Here is a 20,651-nt window from a genome sequence, read left to right on the forward strand (position 1 = left end):
CCCGCACAATGGGTCCATGAAATCCGCAGCCCCCGCGCACATCGAACCGGCCGCGCTGGCGCACTGCCGCGAGATCGCGGAAGTCCACGTTCTTTCCTGGCAGCAGGCCTACGCCGGACTGATTTCCGGCGAGTATCTGGCCGCGCTCTCGGTCGACGGGCGCGAGACCGCTTGGCGCGAGGCCGTGGTCAAGGGCGCGCCGCAACTGCTCGTGGCCATGGCCGACGGCCGGGTGGCGGGCTTCGTCGCCTTCGGCCCTTCGCGCGACAAGGACGCGGCGCCCGGCACTGCCGAGGTCTGGGCGCTCTACCTGGCGCCCGCCTGCTGGTCGCAGGGCACCGGCCGTGCGCTGTGGCTCGCCGCGCTGGAGCGCATGCGTGCCGAGACCTGCACCTCGGTCAGCCTGTGGGTGCTGGCCGGCAACGAGCGCGCCCGGCGCTTCTATGCCGCCGCGGGCTTCACGCCGGACCCGGCCTCGGCGCGCGAGTTCACGATCGGCGGCGCGCGCGTGAGCGAGCTGCGCTATGTTCTGGCGCTGATGCCGGCGCCGCCGGATGGAAACATGACATGAGCACCTCCGCGACACCACCACGCCCCTTGATCCTGCGCCATGCCGAGGTGCTGGTCACCATGGACGCCGCGCGGCGCGAGATCGCCGACCGGCGCGGTGGTGATCGAAGGCCCCGCGGTCGCCTGGGTGGGCGCTACGGCCGAGTTGCCCGCAGCCTACATCGATGCGCTGCGAAGCGGCCAGGCTGAAGCCATCGACCTGCACGGCCACGTCGTGATGCCCGGCCTGGTCAACACGCACCACCACATGTACCAGAGCCTCACGCGCGCCGTGCCCGAGGCGCAGGACGCCGAGCTCTTCGGCTGGCTCACGAATCTCTATCTGCTGTGGGCCCGGATCACACCCGAGATGATCCGCGTCTCCACGCAGACCGCGATGGCCGAGCTGATGCTCTCGGGCTGCACCACCACCAGCGACCACCTCTATCTCTTTCCCAACGGCTCGCGCCTCGACGATTCGATAGCGGCGGCCGAGGTGATGGGCATGCGCTTCCATGCCGCGCGCGGCAGCATGAGCGTGGGCAGGAGCCTCGGCGGCCTCCCGCCCGACGAGCTGGTCGAGAGCGAGGAGGCGATCCTCGCCGACAGCGAACGGCTCGTCGGCCGGTACCACGACGCGGGGCGCCATGCGATGCGCCGCATCGTGCTCGCGCCCTGTTCGCCGTTCTCGGTCTCGCGCGAGCTGATGCGCCTGTCGGCGGAACTCGCGCGCGAGCGCGGCGTCTCGCTGCACACGCACCTGGCGGAGAACGACAACGACGTCGCCTACTCGCGCGAGAAGTTCGGCATGACGCCGGCCCAGTACGCCGAAGACCTCGGCTGGGTCGGCCGCGACGTCTGGCACGCGCACTGCGTGAAGCTGGACGAGGCGGGCATCGCGCTCTTCGGCCGCACCGGCACCGGCGTGGCGCACTGCCCCTGTTCCAACATGCGGCTCGCCTCGGGCATCGCGCCGATCGGCGCCATGCGCCGCGCCGGCGTGCCGGTGGGCCTGGGCGTGGACGGCAGCGCCTCCAACGACGGCGCCCACCTGCTGGGCGAGGCGCGCCAGGCCATGCTGCTGCAACGCGTGGGCTACGGCCCCGCGGCCATGACGGCACGCGAGGCGCTGGAGATCGCCACCCTAGGCGGCGCCCGCGTGCTGGGCCGCGACGACATCGGTGCGCTGGCGCCCGGCATGTCGGCCGACATCGTGGCCTTCGATCTGCAGGACGTCGGGCATGCCGGCGCGGGGCACGATCCGGTGGCGGCGCTGGTGTTCTGCCAGCCGGGCTCGGTGGCGCTGAGCGTGATCAACGGCCTTGTCGTCATCCGCGAAGGGGCGTTCGAGAAGCTCGAACTGAAACCCCTGCTGGCGCGGCACCGCAAGCTGGCGCGTGCGCTGTTCGAACGTGCGCGTCATCCGCATATTGCATAGGCAGGCGCTCAGTGCCGTTTCAGTTACCTGATTGCACTCGCGACAGCCGCTGTAACGGCGCTGACACCGCGACACTCTCCAATGCGGGAACCCCACACCCCCAGGAGCTCTCATGTCGTTAAATTCCCGCCGCGGTTTTCTGCGCGGCTCGACCTCGGTTGCGGCCCTCTCGTTCATCGGCACCATGCAGGCGCTGCAGGCTCGAAACGCCAACGCCGCCACCGGCAGCACCGGCCTCGTCGCCAGCCCGTACGGTCCAGTCGCGCCGGCGCTCGACGAAGCCACGGGCCTGCCGCTGCTGCAACTGCCTGAAGGCTTCGCCTACCGTTCCTACGGCTGGACCGGCGACCAGATGGACAACGGCCAGCCCTGCCCGAGCAACCACGACGGCATGGCGGTGATCGCCTCGTACGGTCGCGGCAACAGCGTCGACGTGGTGCTGGTGCGCAACCACGAGCGCGGCCAGTCGACGAGCCTGATCCAGGCGCCGGCGATGTACGACACCGCCTCGAGCAGCGTGAACGGCCGATTTGCCGGCGGCGGAACCACCAACCTGCGCTTCAAGGGCCGCCAGTGGCTCGGCATGGAGGCGAGCCTGGGCGGCACCCTCACCAACTGCGCCGGCGGCCCCACGCCCTGGGGCACCTGGCTCACCTGCGAAGAGACCGGCAGCAATCTCGAGTCGCAAGGCGGCAAGAAGCACGGCTACGTGTTCGAGGTGCGCGCCAACGCGGCTGAGACGACGGGCAAGCCGATCGTCGCGATGGGCCGGTTCAGCCACGAGGCCGTCGCCGTCGACCCGAAGACGCGCTTCGCCTACCTCACCGAGGACAACCGCAACAAGTCGGGCTTCTATCGTTTCATCCCCAACGATGCGAGCGGCCGCCCGGGCAGCTATGAAGCGGGCGGCAAGCTGCAGATGGCCAAGGTGGTCGGCAAGGCCAACGCCGACCTCAATGTCGCCTCGACCGGTGACACGCACAGCCTCGAATGGGTGGACATCGCCGCTCCCGATGCGAACCCGGCGTCGATTGCGCTGCCCGGCTTTGTGGGCACCACGTCGGTGGCCGGCCCGTTCGCGCAGGGCTGGGCGCAAGGCGGCTTGCGCATGGCGCGCGGCGAAGGCATCTGGTATCGCGACGGCAAGCTGTTCATCGTCGACACCGCCACCGGCGTGAACGCCGCGGGCGCGGGCGCGGGCGGCAACGGCGAAGGCGCGGTGTGGGAGTACGACCTGGCCACGGGCATGCTCAAGGCGGTCTTCGTGTCGCTCGACGCGGTGGCCGCCAACAACCCCGACAACATCACGATCAGCCCGCGCGGCGGCGTGCTGCTTTGCGAGGACGGCGGCGGCGTCGACGACCAAGGCCAGGGGCGCATCGAGCGCCTGGTCGGCCTGACGCCCGACGGCGCCAGCTTCGTGTTCGCGCGCCACAACGTGAACCTCGGCGCCGAGCAGATCGCTTCGGCCGGCAAGATGGTCGCGCCGGGCGACTACCGCAGCAGCGAGTTCTGCGGAGCCTGCTTCGATCCGGCGGGCAAGGTACTGTTTGTGAACGTGCAATCGCCCGGTATCACGTTCGCGATCTGGGGGCCTTGGGCACGCGGCCCGCTTTGATGCCGCTATCCGGCTTGGCGCCGAGCTGTTCGCGCCTGCTCGCAACTCACTCGAGGTAATCGAGAAACAGCGGCGTCACTTGCTTGAGAAACGAGACCTCCTGCGCGTCGATGCTGCGAGGCTCCAGATCGAAATGGATGAACGTGCCATAGGGCGTCCCGGAATCGCGTATCAGCAACCGCCCGTAGTACGACTCGACAAGACCGACATAAGGGCGGTAGCTCATCAAGGACTTGTCTTTGGAGACGTGGCTGGTCGTGAATTCGCCCTCCTCGATCGCGTGTTGGCAAAAGCTCTTGTCCAGGGGAACTGCTTTCAACCAGGTGCGGTATTCAGAGGAGCGATCGAAGACGTGCTCTGCCCGCAACGCATCGCCGCTCAACTTGTAGATGGCCGTGTATCGGTACTGCGTCCTGTCATTGAGCAGCGCCAATGCGCGGCGAATTCCATGGGTGGCAAGAACACTGCGAACCGCTGCTGTTTGCGCAGTCAAGTCAATCTCGGGCATTGGGGATCAAAGTTAGGCGAAGTGCGCAGCTCTTGGCGGGGGTCGTCGACACGGATTTTATTGACGTCCCCAAAGACCTGGGGGGCCAGGGGATGAATTCCCTCGCTCTGCCCAAGCGATTGACCGTCGAGGGGCCGAGTCTGGCGTTGTCGGGTATTCGTTTTGCAGTTTAGGCGGCACATCCACGGCAGCGAATGGCCAAAACGATGAATCCGATTGGCACGAAATCATTACGCGAGGCCCATGCGCTTGGCGCAGTGGCCGAGCGCATCCGTCTGCTTGAGCTGGGCGCGGGGCCTACTCGCAGAGCCGTCGGATCTCCGGCGGGATCGGTACCGCGCGGATGCCGCCGCCTTCGCGCGTGGCGGCGAAGATGCGCACCTCTTCGCATTCGAGGATCAGATCTTCGCCGCGCTTCATGCGGTAGGTCTGCAGGAAGCTCTTGTCGCGCCACTCGGGAATGGCCACCGCGATCGACAGCGTGTCGCCATAGCTCGCGCTCTTGACGAAGCGCGTGTGGGTGTCCACCAGCGGCGTGCCGATCACGCCGAGGGTCTGTGCCGTCTCTTCCCAGCGCGGCACGCCGCGCTCGGCAAAGAAGTGGCGCGAGGCCGCATCGATCCAGCGGAAGAAATTGGGAAACCAGACGATGCCGGCCGGGTCGCAGTCCCCGAACTCGACGCGCACGGTGTAGATGACTTGGGGGCTCATGCGGTGAAGGCTCAGGCGGGGGTCTAGTCCGCAAGTATCTTGCGCTCGCGGATGATGGCAGCGAAGCGCGTGGAATCCGCTGCGATGCGCTCCTGAAAAGCGGCCGGCGTGCCGGGCAGCGCTTCGCCGCCCAGGCTGGCGATACGTTCCTTGATTGCCGGCATCGCGAGGATGCGGTTGATCTCGCGGTTGAGCCGGGTCACGATCTCGGGCGGCGTTCGGGCCGGCGCGTAGAAGCCGAACACCGTGTCGGCATCGAAGCCCTTGAGGCCGGCTTCGTCCAGCGTCGGCACATCGGGGAACAGCGGCGAGCGCTTGGGGCTGCCCACGGCCAGCAGGCGCAGCTTGCCGGCGCGCACCTGGGCGAGCCCGATGCCCGGGTCGAAGTAGTAGTCGAGCTGGCCGGCCAGCAGGTCCTGCAGCGCCGGCGCCGCGCCGCGGTAAGGCACATGGACCGCGTACAGGCCCGTCTGGCTCTTGAACATCTCGCCCGCGAGGTGCGGCGAGCTGCCGGTGCCGGGCGAGCCGTAGGAGAGTTTGCCGGGGCGCTCCTTCACGTAGGCGATGAAGTCCTTGATGTTCTCCGGCGGCAGCGAGGGCTTGGTCACCAGGAACACCAGCACGCGCGCAGCCGCGGCGACCGGCATCAGGTCCTTGGCGGGGTCGAAGGCCATCTTCGGATAGATGTGCGGGTTGACCGACACCATGCCGCCCGAACTCATGAGCAGCGTGTAGCCATCGGCCGGCGCCCGCGCTGCGACCTCGCCGCCGATGTTGCCGTTGGCGCCGCCGCGGTTCTCGATCAGCACCGGCTGCCCGAGCGCTTCCTGCAGCGGCAGCGATACCGCGCGTGCGATCTGGTCGGCCGCGCCGCCGGGCGGGAAGTTCACGACGATCTTGATCGGCTTCGAAGGCCAGGCGCTGCCTTGCGCGTAGGCCGCGGGCGCCGCGGCGGCGGTGGCCAGCAGCAGGGCGAGCAGGGCGCGCCGGGATCTTGGTGTTGTCATCGTTTGTCTCCTCATGTTGTTCAGGGGGTCGCCGCCGGCGGGCGCTTCATCCAGCGGATCGGCTGCGCGATCACCGGCCTGGGCGGCGCGCCGTGGCGCACCAGCGTGGCGTCGAGCGCGGTGCCGGCCTCGTCGGCCAATGCCGCTTCGCGCGCGGCGGCGATCGCCGCCGCGCGCGCGGCCGGCGAGCCGTCGGGCAGCGGCGCCACGGCCAGATGATCGATCACGTGCAGCAGATTGCGCTTGCCGCGCTCGTTGGTGCTGCCGTAGCCCTTGATGAGCCGGCCGCACAGCGCGATCTCGTGGCCGAGACGCCAATCGGTGCGGGTGCCCTGCACGACGGCAGCCAGCCAGCGTTCGATCAGCGCCTGTTCTTCGGCGAAGCGGCTGCCGCGCTTGCGCAGCCAGCGCAGCGAGGCCAGCACGCGCAGCGAGGCCATGCCGGCGACCGAGTGGCTGCCGACCTTGAGCGGCAGGGCGAAGGGCGTCTTCCTTCGCCGGTCCCAGGCCGCGACGCGGTGCGCCAGCGAGGCCGGCAGCAGCGCCGCGAACTCGGGTGCGCCGGGCTTGAAGTGGTCATACACCTTGACGATGTCGTCCTCGCCGGCCTTGACCTCGTTGCGCACGCGCTGCGTGCGGCTGGCGCGGCTCTTGAGCTCGGCCACGCGCACGATGTCGTCGAAGGCCATCCACAGCGCGAGCCAGCGCGCCATCTCGCGCGTGACCGCGAAGCCGTTGGCGCCCGCAGGGTCGGGCGCGCGCTCGGCGGCCAGCACCTGCTGCAGGCGTTCGAGGTAGAGCCCGGCATAGGCGTCGTCCTGGTAGTCGACGAGCCGTGCATGTCCGAGCGCGAGCATGTCGTGCACCGGCGGCGGGAAGGCGCGTGCCAACTCGGCGCTCAGCGTGGGCTGCACTGGCGCTTCGTCGCCTCCGCTCGACAGCAGTCGCGTCACCAGCGCGGCCTGCGCGCGCGGCATGCCGACGATGTCGAAGGCCTTCGCGAAACCGCGCAGGCTGGCCGCCGCCATCTTGTTGAGCTTCTCGGGCGCGCTGGTGTCGCCGCCGCGCACCACCTGCTCGTAGGCCTCGCGCGGGAACGGGAACAGCCCGCTGCCCGCGATCGCGCCGAGCATCACCGCGCTGACCACCGTGCCGGCCTCGCGCGCCGCGGTGCCCATGTCGAACACATGGTGCTCGCGGCTGAAGGCCTTGACCACATCGAGCAGCCGCTGGGCATCGGCGCGCCCGTCACCGGGCTGCATGCGCTCGGCCGTGGTCAGCGTGCGGCCCGAGGAGGTGATGACCAGCGTGCGCTGCGGTGCGCTCATGCCATTGCCGACCTGGCGCGTGGTCTCCAGCAGCTCCGAGGAGACGATGGCGTCGAGCGCGCCCGGCACCGGGCTCAGGCTGAACACCGGCCGGCGTCCGCCGAGCTCGGCCAGCGGCACCGGAAAGACCTCGATGTAGTAGGTGGTGGCGCCGGTGCGCTGCGCGACGCCGGGGATGGAGGTGCTCTGCGCGGCGTAGCCGGCATGACGCGCCGTATCGACCAGCCATTCGGTGAGCACGCCACCGCCTTCGCCGCCGAGGGCGCAGACGAGCAGGGTGATGGGTTGGGTTCGGTTCATCGTGGTCATGTGGAGCTCACGCGGGTTGCAATGCGCGAACGATGGCACCGCGCAGCGAGTGCAGCAGCCGCTCGTGCCACTTCGGGTTCTGCACCACCTCGGCGCGGTAGAAGCTGGGACACAGCGTGGCCGCATGCGCGTTCTCGCCGCACAGGCCGCAGCCGACGCAGCCGTCGATCACCACCGCGACCGGGTCGACCTTGAGCGGATCGGGGTTGTCCTTGATGGTGAGCGTGGGGCAGCCCGAGAGCCGGATGCAGGCGTGGTCGCCATTGCACACGTCCTCGTCGACGCCGTACTTCACGCGCACCACGCGCTCGCCCTTCTTCAACAGGCTGGCAATCCAGGGCTTGATGCGGCGCTGCCGCTCGAGCTGGCATTCGCCCTCGGCGATGATCACCTTGAGGCCGTTGAAGTCGCTCGTGAAGGCGTCGTTGAGCGTCTTGCGCATCTTCTCGACGTGGTAGGTGTGCACGGTGCGCAGCCACTGCACGCCCAGGCCCTTGAGGGTCGATTCGATGGTCTGGTTCTTGTCGACCAGGCTCTGCTGCTTGTCGACCGCATGCGCCTTCATCTCGTCGTCGGGCGTGGAGATGATGTCCTGCGTGCCGGTGGCCGAGGTGTAGCCGTTCTTGAAGATCAGGAGCACCGCGTCGTCGCCGTTGAAGAGCGCGCTCTGCACGCCGGTGAGCAGCCCGTTGTGCCAGAAGCCGCCGTCGCCCATGATCGACAGCGCCCGTCGCTGCATCATCGGCGACACGCCCGCGCGGCTCGCCAGGCTCATGCCGTAGCCCAGGATCGAGTGGCCCATCGAGAAGGGCTCGAAGGTGCCGAAGGCGTGGCAGCCGATGTCGGCCGCGATGTGCACCGGCCCGCTGTCCTGCTGCGCGAGCTTGAGCGCGGCGAACACGGGCCGCTCGGGGCAGCCGATGCAGAAGCTCGGCGGGCGGGCCGGCAGCGGCGCCTCGAGTTGCGTGGCCACCGCGGCGCGGCGGTCGCGGTTGCCCATGAGCCAGCCCTGGGCCGAGTCCTGTGCATGCTGCGGCAGGTAGCGTTGCGCGAACCGGCCGAGGCCGGTCGCCAGCACCTCGACGCCATATTCGCCGGCGGCCGGCAGCATGTCGCAGCCGTGCAGCGGCGTCTGGATGTCGCGCCGGCGCAAGAGCGTCGCGATCTCCTGCTCGATGTACTCGGGCTGGCCTTCTTCCACCACCAGCACCGCGCGCTTGCCCACGCAGAAGTCGGCCACCTGTTCGGGTACCAGCGGGTAGGCGACGTTGAGCACCAGCAGGGGAATGTCGGTCGCGCCGAAGGCGTCGGCCAGGCCGAGCTGCTGCAGGCTGCGGATCAGCGCGTTGTAGAGCCCGCCCTGCACCACGATGCCGAGGTCGGCATGCGTGCCAGGGATCAGCTCGTTGAGCTGGTTCTCGGCGATGTAGCGGCGCGCGGCCGGCAGGCGCTCGTCGCCCTTCAGCTTCTCGTGGCGGAAGGTGACGGGCGGATGCGCGAGCCGCATGTAGTCGAAGCCGGCCGGCTCTTCCATCAGCGCGCGCGTCGAGATCAGCGGCGGAAGGTTGTTCTTGCACTCGAAGCTGCCGCGCACGTGGCAGGTACGGATGCGCAGCTCCATCATGCAGGGCATGTTGGAGTATTCCGAGAGCCGGAAGCCGTGCTCCACCATGTTCACCATCACGCCCAGGTCGGGCCGCGGATCGAGCAGGCACATGCTGGACTTGAGCGCATAGGCATGGGTGCGCTCCTGAATGACGCTGGCGCCTTCGCCGTAGTCCTCGCCCACCACGATCAGCACGCCGCCCTGGACGCCGGGCGAAGACAGGTTGGACAGCGCATCGGCCGCCACGTTGGTGCCGACGATGGACTTCCAGGTTACGGCGCCGCGCAGCGGGTAGTGGATGGAGGCGCCGAGCATCGCCGCGGCGGAGGCCTCGTTGGAGCAGGCCTCGACGTGCACGCCCAACTCGTCCATGTAGGGCTTGGCCTGCACCATCACGTCGAGCAGGTGCGAGACCGGCGCGCCCTGGTAGCCGCCGACGTAGGCCACGCCCGACTGCAGCAGGCCCTTGGTGATCGCGAGGATGCCCTCGCCATGAAAGGTGTCGCCGGCGCCGAGGCGCAGGGCCTCGATCTCTTTGCTGAATGAAACTTCCAAAGGTCTTCTCTCGTGGGGATTACTTGCGGCCCGGGAAGCGGGCCAGGTAGTAGGCGAGGGTGTCCAGGTCCTCGTTCGGGATGCGGCCGACCGCCTCGGCCATGGCCATCGTGTAGCCGACGCGTTTGCCGGACTTGAATTCGCGCAGCGTGAGTTGCAGGTAGTCCTCGCGCTGCTGCGCGATGCGCGGAACCTGCTGGCCGCCGCTGAAATCGGCACCATGGCAGAACACGCATTTGTGTTCCTGCGCCAGGGCCTGGCCACGGGTCATGCGTGCCGCATCGGGCGGCGTCGCCGGTGCCGGCACAGGCACCGGCGGCAGCGTGGCGATGAAATCGGAGAAGCCGCGCAGGTCATCGTCCTTCATGGTCTTGGCCACCGCGGTCATGGCCTCGTTCGCGCGCCGGCCTTCGCGAAACAGGAACAGCTGCGAGATCGCGTAGAAGGAGTGCTGGCCGGCCAGCACCGGCGTGCCCGGCATCTCGCTGCGCCCGTTGGCGCCGTGGCAGGCCACGCACAGCGCCGCATAGCGCTGCGCGTACGCGCCCGCCGAAGGGGCCTGGGCGCCGGCCGGCGCCGCGAGCCAGAGAAACGCTGTCGCTGCGGCCGTGAATGCGAAGGTTCGCGTTCCTCTCATCACTTGCCGTAGCTGATGCGGTAGATGGCGCCCGCGTGGTCGTCGCTCACCAGCAGCGAGCCGTCCTTCAGCACCAGGAAATCGGCCGGGCGCCCGAGGTAGCTGTTGTTCTCGACGAAGCCGGTCATGAAGGGCTCGACCTTGGCGCCGCCCTTGCCGTCGGGCCAGGCGACCGCGACGTCGGCGTACTTGATCGTGCGGTTCCACGGGCCGTGGCGGGCGATGAACATCGCGCCCTGGTACTTGGCCGGGAACATCTTGCCGCGGTAGAAGTTGAGGCCCAGCGAACCGGCATGCGGCCCGAGCAGCGCGGCGGGCTTCGTGTAGTCGCCGCACGACTTGCCCCAGCCGAATTCCGGATCGGCGATGTTGCCCTGGTGGCAGAACGGATAGCCGAAGTGCTGGTTCGGCCCGGTGACGACGTTGAGCTCGTCGTTGGGCAGGTCCTCGCTCATCCAGTCGCGGCCGTTGTCGGTGAACCAGAGCCGGTCGGTCTTGGGGTCGAAGTCGAAACCCACCGTATTGCGCACGCCGCTCGCGATGGTCTCCATGCCGCTGCCGTCGAGGTTCATGCGATAGATCTTGGCGTACTCGCCGGGGTCGCAGATGTTGCAGGGCGCGCCGATCGCGAAGTAGAGCTTGTCCTTGTGGATGCGCAGGTACTTCCAGCTGTGGTCCTCGCCGCCGGGCAGCTTGTCGTAGAGCACGACCGGCGTGCCGGGGTTGTCCAGCTTCGAATCGATGTTGTCGTAGCGCAGGATCTGCTTGTGCGTGGCCAGGTAGAGCGCGCCCTTGTGGTACTCGAGGCCGGTGGCCTTCTCCATCTTGTCGATGATGGTCTTGACCTCGCGCGCGTTGCCCTTGGGAGTGATCGCATAGACCTTGTTGGCGACGAACAGCGTGCTCACGAACACGGTGTCGTTGGCGCCCTGGCGGAGTTCGCGGGCGTCGAGCACGCCCGAGGCCCAGGTCTCGACCTTGAAGCCCGGCGGCAGCTTGAACTTGGCGGTCGGCAGCTTGTCGGCCGGGGTCGGAATCGGGAAGGCCGGCACCGGCGCCATGCGCGTGGCGGCCTCGGTCTTCGGGCGGCCCTTGGCCCAGCCCGGCTCTTCGGCGGGCGGTTGCTGGGCCGTGGCGGAGAGGGCGGCGCATAGCAGCGCGGCCATTGCACAGAACGAGCGGGTCTTCGGCATGGCGATGTCTCCTTTCTACGTTGTTCGAAGCGGCGAGTGTGGGACGCATGCCGCCCGGGTTCAATAGAATAATCGAGCTAAGCGACATGAATGCCATGCATATCGACACCATCGATCTGAACCTGCTGCGCCTGTTCGACGCCGTCTACCGCGCGCGCAGCGTGAGCCGCGCCGCCGATTCGCTGGGCCTCACCCAGCCGGCCGCGAGCCACGGCCTGGGCCGGCTGCGGCTGCTGCTGGAGGACGCGCTGTTCACGCGTACCGCCGGCGGCGTGGCGCCGACGCCGCGCGCCGAGCGGCTCGCCGTCGCCGTGCAGTCGGCGCTCGGCACGCTGGAGGAGGCGCTCAACGAGCCCGACCGCTTCGAGCCCACGGCCTCGCGCAAGACCTTCCGCATCCACATGAGCGACATCGGCGAGGGCCGCTTCCTGCCCGCGCTGATGGCGCGCCTGGGCGAGCTCGCGCCCGGCGTGCGGCTGGAGACCCTGCCGCTCGCGCCGACCGAGATCGCGCCCGCGCTCGACAGCGGCCGCATCGACTTCGCCTTCGGCTTCCTGCCCAAGGTGCGCGACACGCAGCGCGTCCATCTGCTGAAGGACCGCTACATCGTGCTGCTGCGCAAGGGCCATCCTTTCACGCGCGGGCGGCGCAGCGGCAAGGCGCTGCTGGAGGCGCTGCAGAAGCTGGAGTACGTGGCGGTGCGCACGCACGCCGAAACGCTGCGCATCCTGCAACTGCTCAACCTCGAGGACCGCGTGCGCCTGACCACCGAGCACTTCATGGTGCTGCCGGCCATCGTGCGCGCCACCGACCTGGCGGTCGTGATGCCGCGCAACATCGCGCGCGGCTTCGCGGAAGAGGGCGGCTACGCCATCGTCGAGCCGGCCTTTCCGCTGCGCGACTTCACCGTGTCGCTGCACTGGAGCAAGCGCTTCGAGGCGGATCCGGCGAACAGCTGGCTCAGGGGGGTGATGAGGGAGTTGTTCGGGGAGGGGTGAGGCGGGCTTGCCGCTATGCTCGGACCTGCGCGATTTCACACGGCAGGGAGTAAAGAAAAATGACTGTTGTCACCGGAAAGCGTTTGTCCGTTGCCAGGGCGGCCTCATGAGCGCCGCGGGGCCGTCGCTTGCGCTCGAAGCTATCACGCAGCGCATCTTCGTCTTGCGCGGGCAGAAGGTGCTGCTCGACAGCGATCTGGCCGATTTGTATGGCGTAGACACGCGCCGCCTCAATGAGCAGGTGCGCCGCAATCGAGAGCGCTTCCCGAAGGATTTCATTTTCGAGCTGACGCGTGAGGAGTACACCAACTTGAAGTCGCAATTTGCGACATCAAGCTGGGGTGGCCGGCGCAAGTTGCCGCTGGCGTTCACGGAACACGGCGCGATCATGACCGCGACCTTGCTGAGCAGCCCGCGTGCGGTGGACGTATCGGTCTATGTGGTGCGGGCGTTTGTGCAATTGCGCGAACTGGCTCGCAGTCACGCAGACTTGGCCAAACGCCTCGATGCGTTGGAGGAAAAAACCGAGTTGATCGCGATGCAGCATGACGCCTTTAGTCGTAACACGCGCGTTCAACTGCGCCAGCTTTTCGATGCGTTGCGCGAACTTACCGCCCACCCTGAACCGCCGAAACGGACCATCGGATTTGTGCCGCCCCAGGAGAAGAAGAACGCGAAGAGTTCGCGAGGCAAAAGCAAGAGGTAGAGCCAAACCCGCCTCCTCAAGGCAGGTTCTCCCTGGAGATCACCGGGCTGCGCGTGCTCTCCACGCCGGCCAGCACCTCGCGCTGGTCGCGCAGGTTGGTGAAGACCGTGCTCAAGGGCGGGCAGATGGGGGAGAGGCGTGTTCGAGCGTCTCACGAACGCTTCGTCGCCAGCATCCGCCCCAGCGCGAAGACCGAGTTGGGCGTGTCCGGAAGCAGTGGCTTGGCTCGCGCGGAAGAGGCCGGGGCCCGCCGCTCGGCCTGCTTGCTTTCGGGCTGCATGCCGCTCGCGATCTGTTCGTCGACCAGGCTTTGGAGTGTGACGGCATCGAGGAACTCGACGGCGCAACGGTTCACCGAGGCCCAGAGTTCGTCCGTCGCATAGCGGCTCGGGTGGCCGGGAGCAGCGGCTCGCCCTTGCTTCGCCGCCTCGGCGGCGGCAGGGTCGTCGATCGCAAAGATGATGTCCGCCACGCTGATGTCCGCAGCCTTGCGGCCGAGCGAGTAGCCGCCGCCGGGCCCGCGCGTCGACACCACCAGACCGTGGCGGCGCAGCTTGCCGAACAGCTGTTCCAGATGGGAGAGGGACACCTGCTGGCGGCGGCTGATGCTGGCCAGGTTGACCGGGTCCGCCTGTCCGTGGAGGGCCACATCGATCATCGCGCTGACGGCGAAACGACCTCGGGTGGTGAGTCGCATCGAATGTTCTTCTTTCCTTTGCGTTCGACCCTTGGAGGCCGAAGTGACCCGGCGGGACGTGGAGCGCGGATCTTAGCCGTCGGCTCGGCTGGCTCGCGCCTAGACCAAGGGTTTTCCCGGGCGTCACATACCGGCCCCCACATAGGCCATATGGGCACGATGGTATGCATGCGGCTTGTGAAAGGACTAACTTCGCAGGCACGGTTTTTGATCGCCACCACGAGTTGCCTCCCACGAGCATGAGCATGACCCCGAGCACCCAACCCATCCGCTTCTTCCACCGCGGCCGGATCGTCGACGTGAGCGGCGTGCATCCGACGCGTTCGGTGCTCGACTGGCTGCGCGAGGACGCGCGCTGCACCGGCACCAAGGAAGGATGCAATGAGGGCGACTGCGGTGCCTGCACCGTGGTGATCGGCGAACTGGCCGAAGCCGGCGAGGCGAATGCGGTGGGCGGACTGCGCCTCTCGACGGTGAATGCCTGCATCCAGTTCCTGCCCACGCTGCACGGCAAGGCGCTGTTCACGGTCGAAGACCTCAAGGCGCAATGCAGCAAGGGCCGCGACACCGCGCAGCACGACAAGCACGCGGTGACGCGCCTGCATCCGGTGCAGCAGGCCATGGTCGACTGCCACGGCTCGCAGTGCGGCTTCTGCACGCCGGGCTTCGTGATGTCGCTGTGGTCCACCTACGAACACCACCAGGCCGGGGGCACGCGGCCGACGCGCCAGCAGCTGGCCGACGATCTCTCGGGCAACCTGTGCCGCTGCACCGGCTACCGCCCGATTCTCGATGCCGGCCAGCGCATGTTCGACCTGCCCGGCGTGCGGCTCGACGCCGAGCCGGTCGTCACCGCGCTCGCCAGCCTCAAGCACGAAAACAGCTTCGACTACGCCGCGCCGCTGGGGCAGCGCATGGACCACTTCCACGCCCCGACCACGTTGGCCGACCTGGCCGCGCTGCGCGAAGCCAAGCCCGCGGCGCAGCTGCTCGCGGGCTCGACCGACGTCGGCCTGTGGGTCAACAAGCAGTTCCGCGACCTGGGCGACATCATCTTCGTCGGCGACGTCGCGGAGATGAAGGTGGTGGAAGAGCGCGGGGATGCCCTCTACATCGGCGCCGGCGCTTCGCTCGAGGCCGCCTTCGGCGCGCTGGCACGACGCCTGCCCAGCCTGACCGACGTCTGGCTGCGCTTCGCCTCGCCGCCCATACGCAACGCCGGCACCATGGGCGGCAACGTCGCCAACGGTTCGCCGATCGGCGATTCGCCGCCGGTGTTGATGTCGCTCGACGCCGAGATCGAGCTGCGCCGCGGCGAGCGGGTGCGCCGCATGGCGTTGCCCGACTTCTATGTCGACTACATGAAGAACCGCCTGGAGCCCGGCGAGTTCGTGCAAGGGCTCGTGGTGCCGCTCGCAGCCATGCAGCGCCAGGTGCGCGCCTACAAGATCAGCAAGCGTTTCGACTGCGACATCTCGGCCCTGTGCGGCGGTTTTTCCATCGCGCTCGACGATGACGTGGTGAAGGAGGTGCGCCTGGCCTTCGGCGGCATGGCTGCGGTCGTCAAGCGTGCGGCGCAGGCCGAGGCGGCGCTGGTGGGCAAACCCTGGACGCAGGCCAGCGTCAACGCGGCCAAGCTTGCGCTGGCGCAGGACTTCAAGCCGCTGACCGACATGCGCGCCAGTGCCGACTATCGCCTGCAGGTGGCGCAGAACCTGCTGCAGCGGCTGTGGCTCGAAACGCGTACCGCCGACCCGCTGCCGGTGGAAGCCACCAGCGTCTGGAGCGTGATGCCCCATGCGGCCCTGCAAGGAGTCTGAGATGAACAAGCCCATCGACCTCGCCCTGCTGCAATCGGCAGAGGCCTTTGCCGACTACCTGAAGAACACCGCCGCGCGCATCGATGCGCGCGCCGAGGCCAAGGCGCACGACGACGGTGCGCGCGTCGGCATCAGCCGGCCGCACGAATCGGCCCACCTGCACGTGGCCGGCGAGGCCACCTACATCGACGACATCCCCGAACTCGCGGGCACTCTGCACTGCGCGCTGGGGCTGTCGCCGGTGGCCAATGGCCGGCTCCAGAACATGAAGCTCGAAGCCATCTGCGCCATGCCCGGTGTGGTGGCGGTGCTGACGGCGGCCGACATTCCGGGCAGCAACGACTGCGGCTCGATCATCCACGACGACCCCATCCTCTGCAGCGGCGACATCCGCTACCTGGGCCAGCCCGTGTTTGCCGTGATCGCCGAGACGCGCGACGCCGCGCGCCGCGCTGCGGCCTGCGCCAAGGACGCGCTGGACGTCGAGGCCGAGCCGCCGGTGATCACGCCGCAGCAGGCGCATGAGAAGGGCCAGTACGTGCTGCCGCCGATGCATCTCGTGCGCAGCACGAACGAGGGCGGCGCACAGGCCGCGATCGCGAAGGCGCCGCATCGGCTGAAGGCCACGCTCGACGTCGGCGGGCAGGAGCAGTTCTACCTCGAGGGCCAGATCAGCTACGCGATCCCGAAGGAGGGCGGCACGATGCACGTGCACTGCTCGACCCAGCATCCGAGCGAGATGCAGCACCTGGTGGCGCATGCGCTGCACCTGCATGCGAACGAAGTGCACGTCGAGTGCCGGCGCATGGGCGGCGGCTTCGGCGGCAAGGAGTCGCAGTCGGCGCTCTTCGCCTGCGTGGCGGCGGTGGCGGCGAATAAGCTGCAGCGCCCGGTCAAGCTCAGGCTCGACCGCGACGACGACTTCCTGATCACCGGCCGGCGCCACTGTTTCTGGTACGAGTACGAGGTCGGCTACGACGACGAGGGCCGCATCCTCGGCGCGGAAATCTCGATGGTCTCGCGCGCCGGCCACTCCGCCGATCTTTCGGGCCCGGTGATGACGCGCGCGCTGTGCCACTTCGACAACGCCTACTGGCTGCCCGACGTGGCGATGCACGGCTATTCGGGCCGCACCAACACGCAGAGCAACACGGCGTTCCGCGGCTTCGGCGGCCCGCAGGGCGCGATCGCGATCGAGAACATCCTCGACACCGTGGCGCGCGAGCTGGGCCGCGACCCGCTCGACGTGCGGCGCATCAACTTCTACGGCAAGACGGAGCACAACGTCACGCCCTACGGCCAGCTCGTCAGCGACAACATCATCCACGAGCTGGTGGCCGAGCTCGAAGGCACCAGCGGCTACCGCGCGCGGCGCGAGGAGATCGCGGGCTTCAATGCCAAGAGCCCGGTGCTCAAGCGCGGCATCGCGCTGGCGCCGCTGAAATTCGGCATCTCCTTCAACGTCAAGCACTTCAACCAGGCCGGCGCGCTGGTCCATGTCTACACCGACGGCTCGATCCTCGTGAACCATGGCGGCACCGAGATGGGGCAGGGGCTCAACACCAAGGTGGCGCAGGTGGTGGCGCACGAACTTGGCGTGAGCTTCGAGAGCGTGCGCGTCACCGCCACCGACACGCAGAAGGTGGCCAACACCTCGGCCACCGCCGCATCGACCGGGGCCGACCTCAACGGCAAGGCCGCGCAGGACGCCGCGCGCCAGATCCGCGATCGCCTGGCCGCCTGCGCGGCGGCGCGCCACGGCGGCGAGGCGAGCGCGGTGCGCTTCGCCAACGACCAGGTCGAAGTCAACGGCCGCTCGCTGTCGTTCAGCACGGTCGTCGGCGAGGCCTACCTCGACCGCGTGCAGCTCTGGTCCGACGGCTTCTATGCCACGCCGGGCCTCAGCTGGGACAAGGACCGGATGCAGGGCCGCCCCTTCTTCTACTACGCCTACGGCGCTGCCGTGAGCGAGGTGATCGTCGATACGCTCACCGGCGAGTGGAAGCTGCTGCGCGCCGACATCCTGCACGACGCCGGCAAGTCGCTGAACCCGGCCGTCGACATCGGCCAGGTCGAAGGCGCCTTTATCCAGGGCATGGGCTGGCTCACGACCGAGGAGCTGGTGTGGCATCCGAAGACCGGCCTGCTCACCACGCACGCGCCCAGCACCTACAAGATCCCGACGGCCAACGATTGCCCGCCGGTGTTCAACGTGCGCCTGTTCGAAGGCCAGAACTTCGAGGACTCGATCCATCGCAGCAAGGCGGTGGGCGAGCCGCCGCTCCTGCTGCCCTTCTCGGTCTTCTTCGCGATCCGCGATGCCGTGTCGGCCGTGGGCAAGCACAAGGTGGACCCGCCGCTGACCGCGCCGGCCACCAGCGAGTCGATTCTCCGAGCGATCACTGCGGTGCAGAGCGCATCCGCATAACCCAACCCGTTCGCCCTGAGCCTGTCGAAGGGCCGCGCAAGGCTTCGACCCTTCGTCAAGCTCAGGACAGGCCAAGCTCAGCGCGAACGGACTTAACGTGAATTCAGCGCTGTATAACTGCCCACACATTCAGCAACATGCGGGCAGCTTATGAGAGACCAGGCGCTTCTCGACAAGATCGATCTTCATCTCATCAGGGTTCTACATACCGTGTTGACCGACCGCAGCGTCTCGCGCGCCGCCATCCGCCTGGGCATGTACCAGCCTGCAGTTTCTGCAGCGCTGAAGCGCCTGCGCGAGCTCTCGGGCGACCCATTGCTGGTGCGCTCGGGCTCGGGCATGGTGCCGACCGATGCGGGGCTGCGCATGATCGATCCGGCCGCCAGCATCCTGCGCGCCGCGGAGATGCTGTTCTCCGATGCGCGCGGCTTCGATCCCCAGACCGCGTCCACTACCTTCCGCATCGCGGCCAGCGACTACCTCGACCCTTTGTTCCTGCCGATGCTGGTGGCGCAGGTCAAGGCGCAGGCGCCGTTGTGCCACATCGAGATCCATTCGCTCTCGTCCGATTCGGACTATCACGCGCACCTGTCGCTCGGCCAGGTCGACCTGGTGATCGGCAACTGGCTCAAGCCGCCGGAAGACCTGCACATGGCGCGGCTCTTCGCCGACGACATCGTCTCGCTGGTCAACAAGGACCATCCGGCCGTGCGCCGCGGCTGGGAGCTCGAGACCTGGCTCGCGGCCGAGCACGTGGCGCCGACCCCCATGCACCCCGGCGCGCGCGGCATCATCGACCAGATGCTCGACGAGCTGGGCCGGCAGCGCAACATCACGGCGCGCTGCGCGCACTTCAGCCTGATCCCCGACATGGTGGCCTCGAGCCTGCTGGTGCTGACCACCGGTCGCCAGTACTGCGAGCGTTTTGTCGACCGCCTGCCGGTCGCGATCCTCGAGTGCCCGATCGCGCTGCCGCGCCTCATGTACTACCAGCTCTGGCATGAGCGCACCCATTCATCGAGCTCCGCGCGCTGGCTGCGCGAGCGAACCAAAGCCGTGGCGGCCTCGCTGAGGCCGTCGCTTCCCGCTGCCGGCTAGGCAGTTCTTCCACTCGCGCCGGGCGTCGCGACTGCGACCCACGCCATATACATAAGAGAGACGGAGACAACGCGATGAACCGCACACAACAGATGCTCGACATCAGCGAGCACGACACCAGCTCTGCACGCCCGGCCACCGGCTGGGCCGAGCGCATGTTCAAGCTCAAGGAGCACAACACGACAGTGCGCACCGAGCTGGTGGCAGGCCTCACGACCTTCCTGACGATGGCCTACATCATCTTCGTCAACCCGTCGATCCTCGGCGATGCGGGCATGCCGAAGGACGCGGTGTTCGTCGCCACCTGCCTGATCGCCGCGCTCGGCACCGCGATCATGGCCTTCTACGCCAATTACCCGATCGCGCTGGCGCCCGGCATGGGGCTCAACGCCTACTTCGCCTACGTGGTCGTGCTGCAGATGGGCTTCACCTGGCAGGCGGCGCTCGGCGCGGTCTTCGTCTCGGGCTGCCTGTTCCTGCTGGTCACGCTCTTCAAGCTGCGCGAGCTGATCATCCGCGGCATCCCGCAGTCGATAAGGCTGGCCATCACGGTCGGCATCGGCCTCTTCCTCGCGATCATCGCGCTCAAGAGCGCGGGCATCGTCGCGCCGTCGAAGGCCACCTACATCACGCTGGGCGACCTGCACACGCCGCAGGTGGTGCTGGCGACGCTGGGCTTCTTCACGATCGTGGTGCTCGACCGGCTCAAGGTGCCCGGCGCGATCCTTATCGGCATCATCGCGGTGACGGTGCTGTCCTTCTTCTTCGGCGGCAACACCTTCCACGGCGTGTTCTCGGCGCCGCCCTCGATCGCGCCCACCTTCCTGCAGCTGGACATCAAGTCGGCGCTCTCGGGCGGCATCCTGAACGTGATCCTGGTCTTCTTCCTGGTCGAGCTCTTCGACGCCACCGGCACGCTGATGGGCGTGGCCCGGCGCGCCGGCCTCCTGGTGCCGGGCAAGATGGACCGGCTCAACAAGTCGCTCTTGGCCGACAGCGGCGCGATCTTCGCGGGCTCGCTGCTGGGCACCTCGAGCACCACGGCCTACGTGGAAAGCGCGGCCGGCGTGCAGGCGGGCGGGCGCACCGGCCTCACGGCGCTCACGGTGGCGGTGCTGTTCCTGGCCGCTCTGGTGATCTCGCCCCTGGCCGGCTCGGTGCCGGCCTATGCGACCGCACCGGCGCTTTTCTTCGTGGCCTGTTTGATGCTTAGGGATATCACCGAGCTCGACTGGGACGACACGACCGAAGTGATCCCGGCCGCCGTCACGGCGCTGGCGATGCCCTTCACGTACTCGATCGCCAACGGCCTGGCCTTCGGCTTCATCACCTATGCGGTGCTGAAGCTGTTCACCGGCCGCGCCAGGCAGGTGCACTGGATGGTGTGGCTCATTGGCGGCGTGTTCCTTTTCAAGTTCATCTATATCGGCGGACACTGACGAAAA

The 20,651-nt window shown here is 68.0% G+C and carries 16 protein-coding genes and 1 pseudogene; 9 read left to right on the top strand and 8 right to left on the bottom strand.

The window, feature by feature from the left end:
* Window positions 1-16 precede the first annotated feature (16 nt).
* The 3 genes and pseudogenes from BLS74_RS03235 (at window position 17) to BLS74_RS03245 (ending at window position 3,605) form a co-directional block, all read left to right on the top strand.
* Window positions 17-571, top strand: a complete 555-nt coding sequence (locus tag BLS74_RS03235; RefSeq protein WP_170855486.1) for a GNAT family N-acetyltransferase — start codon at window positions 17-19, stop codon at window positions 569-571.
* Window positions 568-1,987: pseudogene (locus BLS74_RS03240) on the top strand (8-oxoguanine deaminase). The gene BLS74_RS03235 and the pseudogene BLS74_RS03240 overlap by 4 nt, the downstream one beginning before the upstream one ends.
* Before the next feature lie 112 nt (window positions 1,988-2,099).
* Window positions 2,100-3,605: a PhoX family protein gene (locus BLS74_RS03245; protein WP_093102920.1), complete on the top strand. Its 1,506-nt coding sequence runs from the start codon at window positions 2,100-2,102 to the stop codon at window positions 3,603-3,605.
* Window positions 3,606-3,651: 46 nt separating this feature from the next.
* Here the strand turns inward: BLS74_RS03245 and BLS74_RS03250 are convergent, their stop codons facing one another.
* The 7 genes from BLS74_RS03250 to BLS74_RS03285 all read right to left on the bottom strand — a co-directional run bounded on the left by BLS74_RS03250 (window position 3,652) and on the right by BLS74_RS03285 (window position 11,459).
* On the bottom strand, window positions 3,652-4,113 hold the full coding sequence (locus BLS74_RS03250; RefSeq protein WP_139191618.1) for a hypothetical protein: 462 nt from the start codon (window positions 4,111-4,113) through the stop codon (window positions 3,652-3,654).
* Between the two features lie 297 nt (window positions 4,114-4,410).
* Window positions 4,411-4,824 carry an acyl-CoA thioesterase gene (locus BLS74_RS03260; RefSeq protein ID WP_093102924.1) on the bottom strand — a complete coding sequence of 138 codons (414 nt, stop codon included), beginning with the start codon at window positions 4,822-4,824 and terminating at the stop codon, window positions 4,411-4,413.
* Between the two features lie 23 nt (window positions 4,825-4,847).
* Window positions 4,848-5,831 carry a Bug family tripartite tricarboxylate transporter substrate binding protein gene (locus tag BLS74_RS03265; protein ID WP_244503735.1) on the bottom strand — a complete coding sequence of 328 codons (984 nt, stop codon included), beginning with the start codon at window positions 5,829-5,831 and terminating at the stop codon, window positions 4,848-4,850.
* Between the two features lie 20 nt (window positions 5,832-5,851).
* Window positions 5,852-7,459, bottom strand: coding sequence for an indolepyruvate oxidoreductase subunit beta family protein (locus BLS74_RS03270; RefSeq protein ID WP_093103254.1), 1,608 nt, complete (start codon window positions 7,457-7,459; stop codon window positions 5,852-5,854).
* A 16-nt stretch (window positions 7,460-7,475) separates the two neighbouring features.
* Complete coding sequence (locus tag BLS74_RS03275) at window positions 7,476-9,629, bottom strand: thiamine pyrophosphate-dependent enzyme (RefSeq protein ID WP_093102927.1); 2,154 nt, start codon at window positions 9,627-9,629, stop codon at window positions 7,476-7,478.
* Between the two features lie 19 nt (window positions 9,630-9,648).
* Window positions 9,649-10,266 (bottom strand): c-type cytochrome, encoded by a 618-nt coding sequence (locus BLS74_RS03280; protein ID WP_093102928.1) that lies wholly within the window; start codon window positions 10,264-10,266, stop codon window positions 9,649-9,651.
* Entirely contained in the window at window positions 10,266-11,459 is a 1,194-nt protein-coding gene (locus tag BLS74_RS03285) for a PQQ-dependent sugar dehydrogenase (protein WP_212733615.1), read from the bottom strand. The genes BLS74_RS03280 and BLS74_RS03285 overlap by 1 nt, the downstream gene beginning before the upstream one ends.
* A gap of 86 nt (window positions 11,460-11,545) precedes the next feature.
* Here BLS74_RS03285 and BLS74_RS03290 point away from each other — a divergent pair, with 86 nt between their 5' ends.
* Together BLS74_RS03290 and BLS74_RS03295 are read left to right on the top strand one after the other, a co-directional pair.
* Window positions 11,546-12,457, top strand: coding sequence for a LysR family transcriptional regulator (locus tag BLS74_RS03290; RefSeq protein WP_093102930.1), 912 nt, complete (start codon window positions 11,546-11,548; stop codon window positions 12,455-12,457).
* Window positions 12,458-12,563: 106 nt separating this feature from the next.
* Window positions 12,564-13,163 (top strand): ORF6N domain-containing protein, encoded by a 600-nt coding sequence (locus BLS74_RS03295; RefSeq protein WP_093102931.1) that lies wholly within the window; start codon window positions 12,564-12,566, stop codon window positions 13,161-13,163.
* A 151-nt stretch (window positions 13,164-13,314) separates the two neighbouring features.
* On the opposite strand, the gene BLS74_RS03300 is transcribed toward BLS74_RS03295, so the two are convergent.
* Window positions 13,315-13,860: an Rrf2 family transcriptional regulator gene (locus tag BLS74_RS03300; RefSeq protein ID WP_093102933.1), complete on the bottom strand. Its 546-nt coding sequence runs from the start codon at window positions 13,858-13,860 to the stop codon at window positions 13,315-13,317.
* A 239-nt stretch (window positions 13,861-14,099) separates the two neighbouring features.
* Here BLS74_RS03300 and xdhA point away from each other — a divergent pair, with 239 nt between their 5' ends.
* From xdhA to BLS74_RS03320, 4 genes are all read left to right on the top strand, one after another.
* Window positions 14,100-15,680, top strand: a complete 1,581-nt coding sequence (gene xdhA, locus BLS74_RS03305; RefSeq protein ID WP_093102935.1) for a xanthine dehydrogenase small subunit — start codon at window positions 14,100-14,102, stop codon at window positions 15,678-15,680.
* A gap of 1 nt (window position 15,681) precedes the next feature.
* A complete protein-coding gene (xdhB, locus tag BLS74_RS03310; RefSeq protein WP_093102936.1) occupies window positions 15,682-18,108 on the top strand; it encodes a xanthine dehydrogenase molybdopterin binding subunit in 2,427 nt (808 codons plus the stop codon).
* 150 nt (window positions 18,109-18,258) lie between these two features.
* Window positions 18,259-19,206 carry a LysR family transcriptional regulator gene (locus tag BLS74_RS03315; RefSeq protein ID WP_093102938.1) on the top strand — a complete coding sequence of 316 codons (948 nt, stop codon included), beginning with the start codon at window positions 18,259-18,261 and terminating at the stop codon, window positions 19,204-19,206.
* Between the two features lie 92 nt (window positions 19,207-19,298).
* On the top strand, window positions 19,299-20,645 hold the full coding sequence (locus BLS74_RS03320) for an NCS2 family permease (protein ID WP_093103257.1): 1,347 nt from the start codon (window positions 19,299-19,301) through the stop codon (window positions 20,643-20,645).
* Window positions 20,646-20,651: the final 6 nt, after the last annotated feature.

Source organism: Variovorax sp. CF079 (assembly GCF_900101545.1).
In the GTDB taxonomy this organism is placed as follows: Bacteria; Pseudomonadota; Gammaproteobacteria; order Burkholderiales; family Burkholderiaceae_C; genus Variovorax.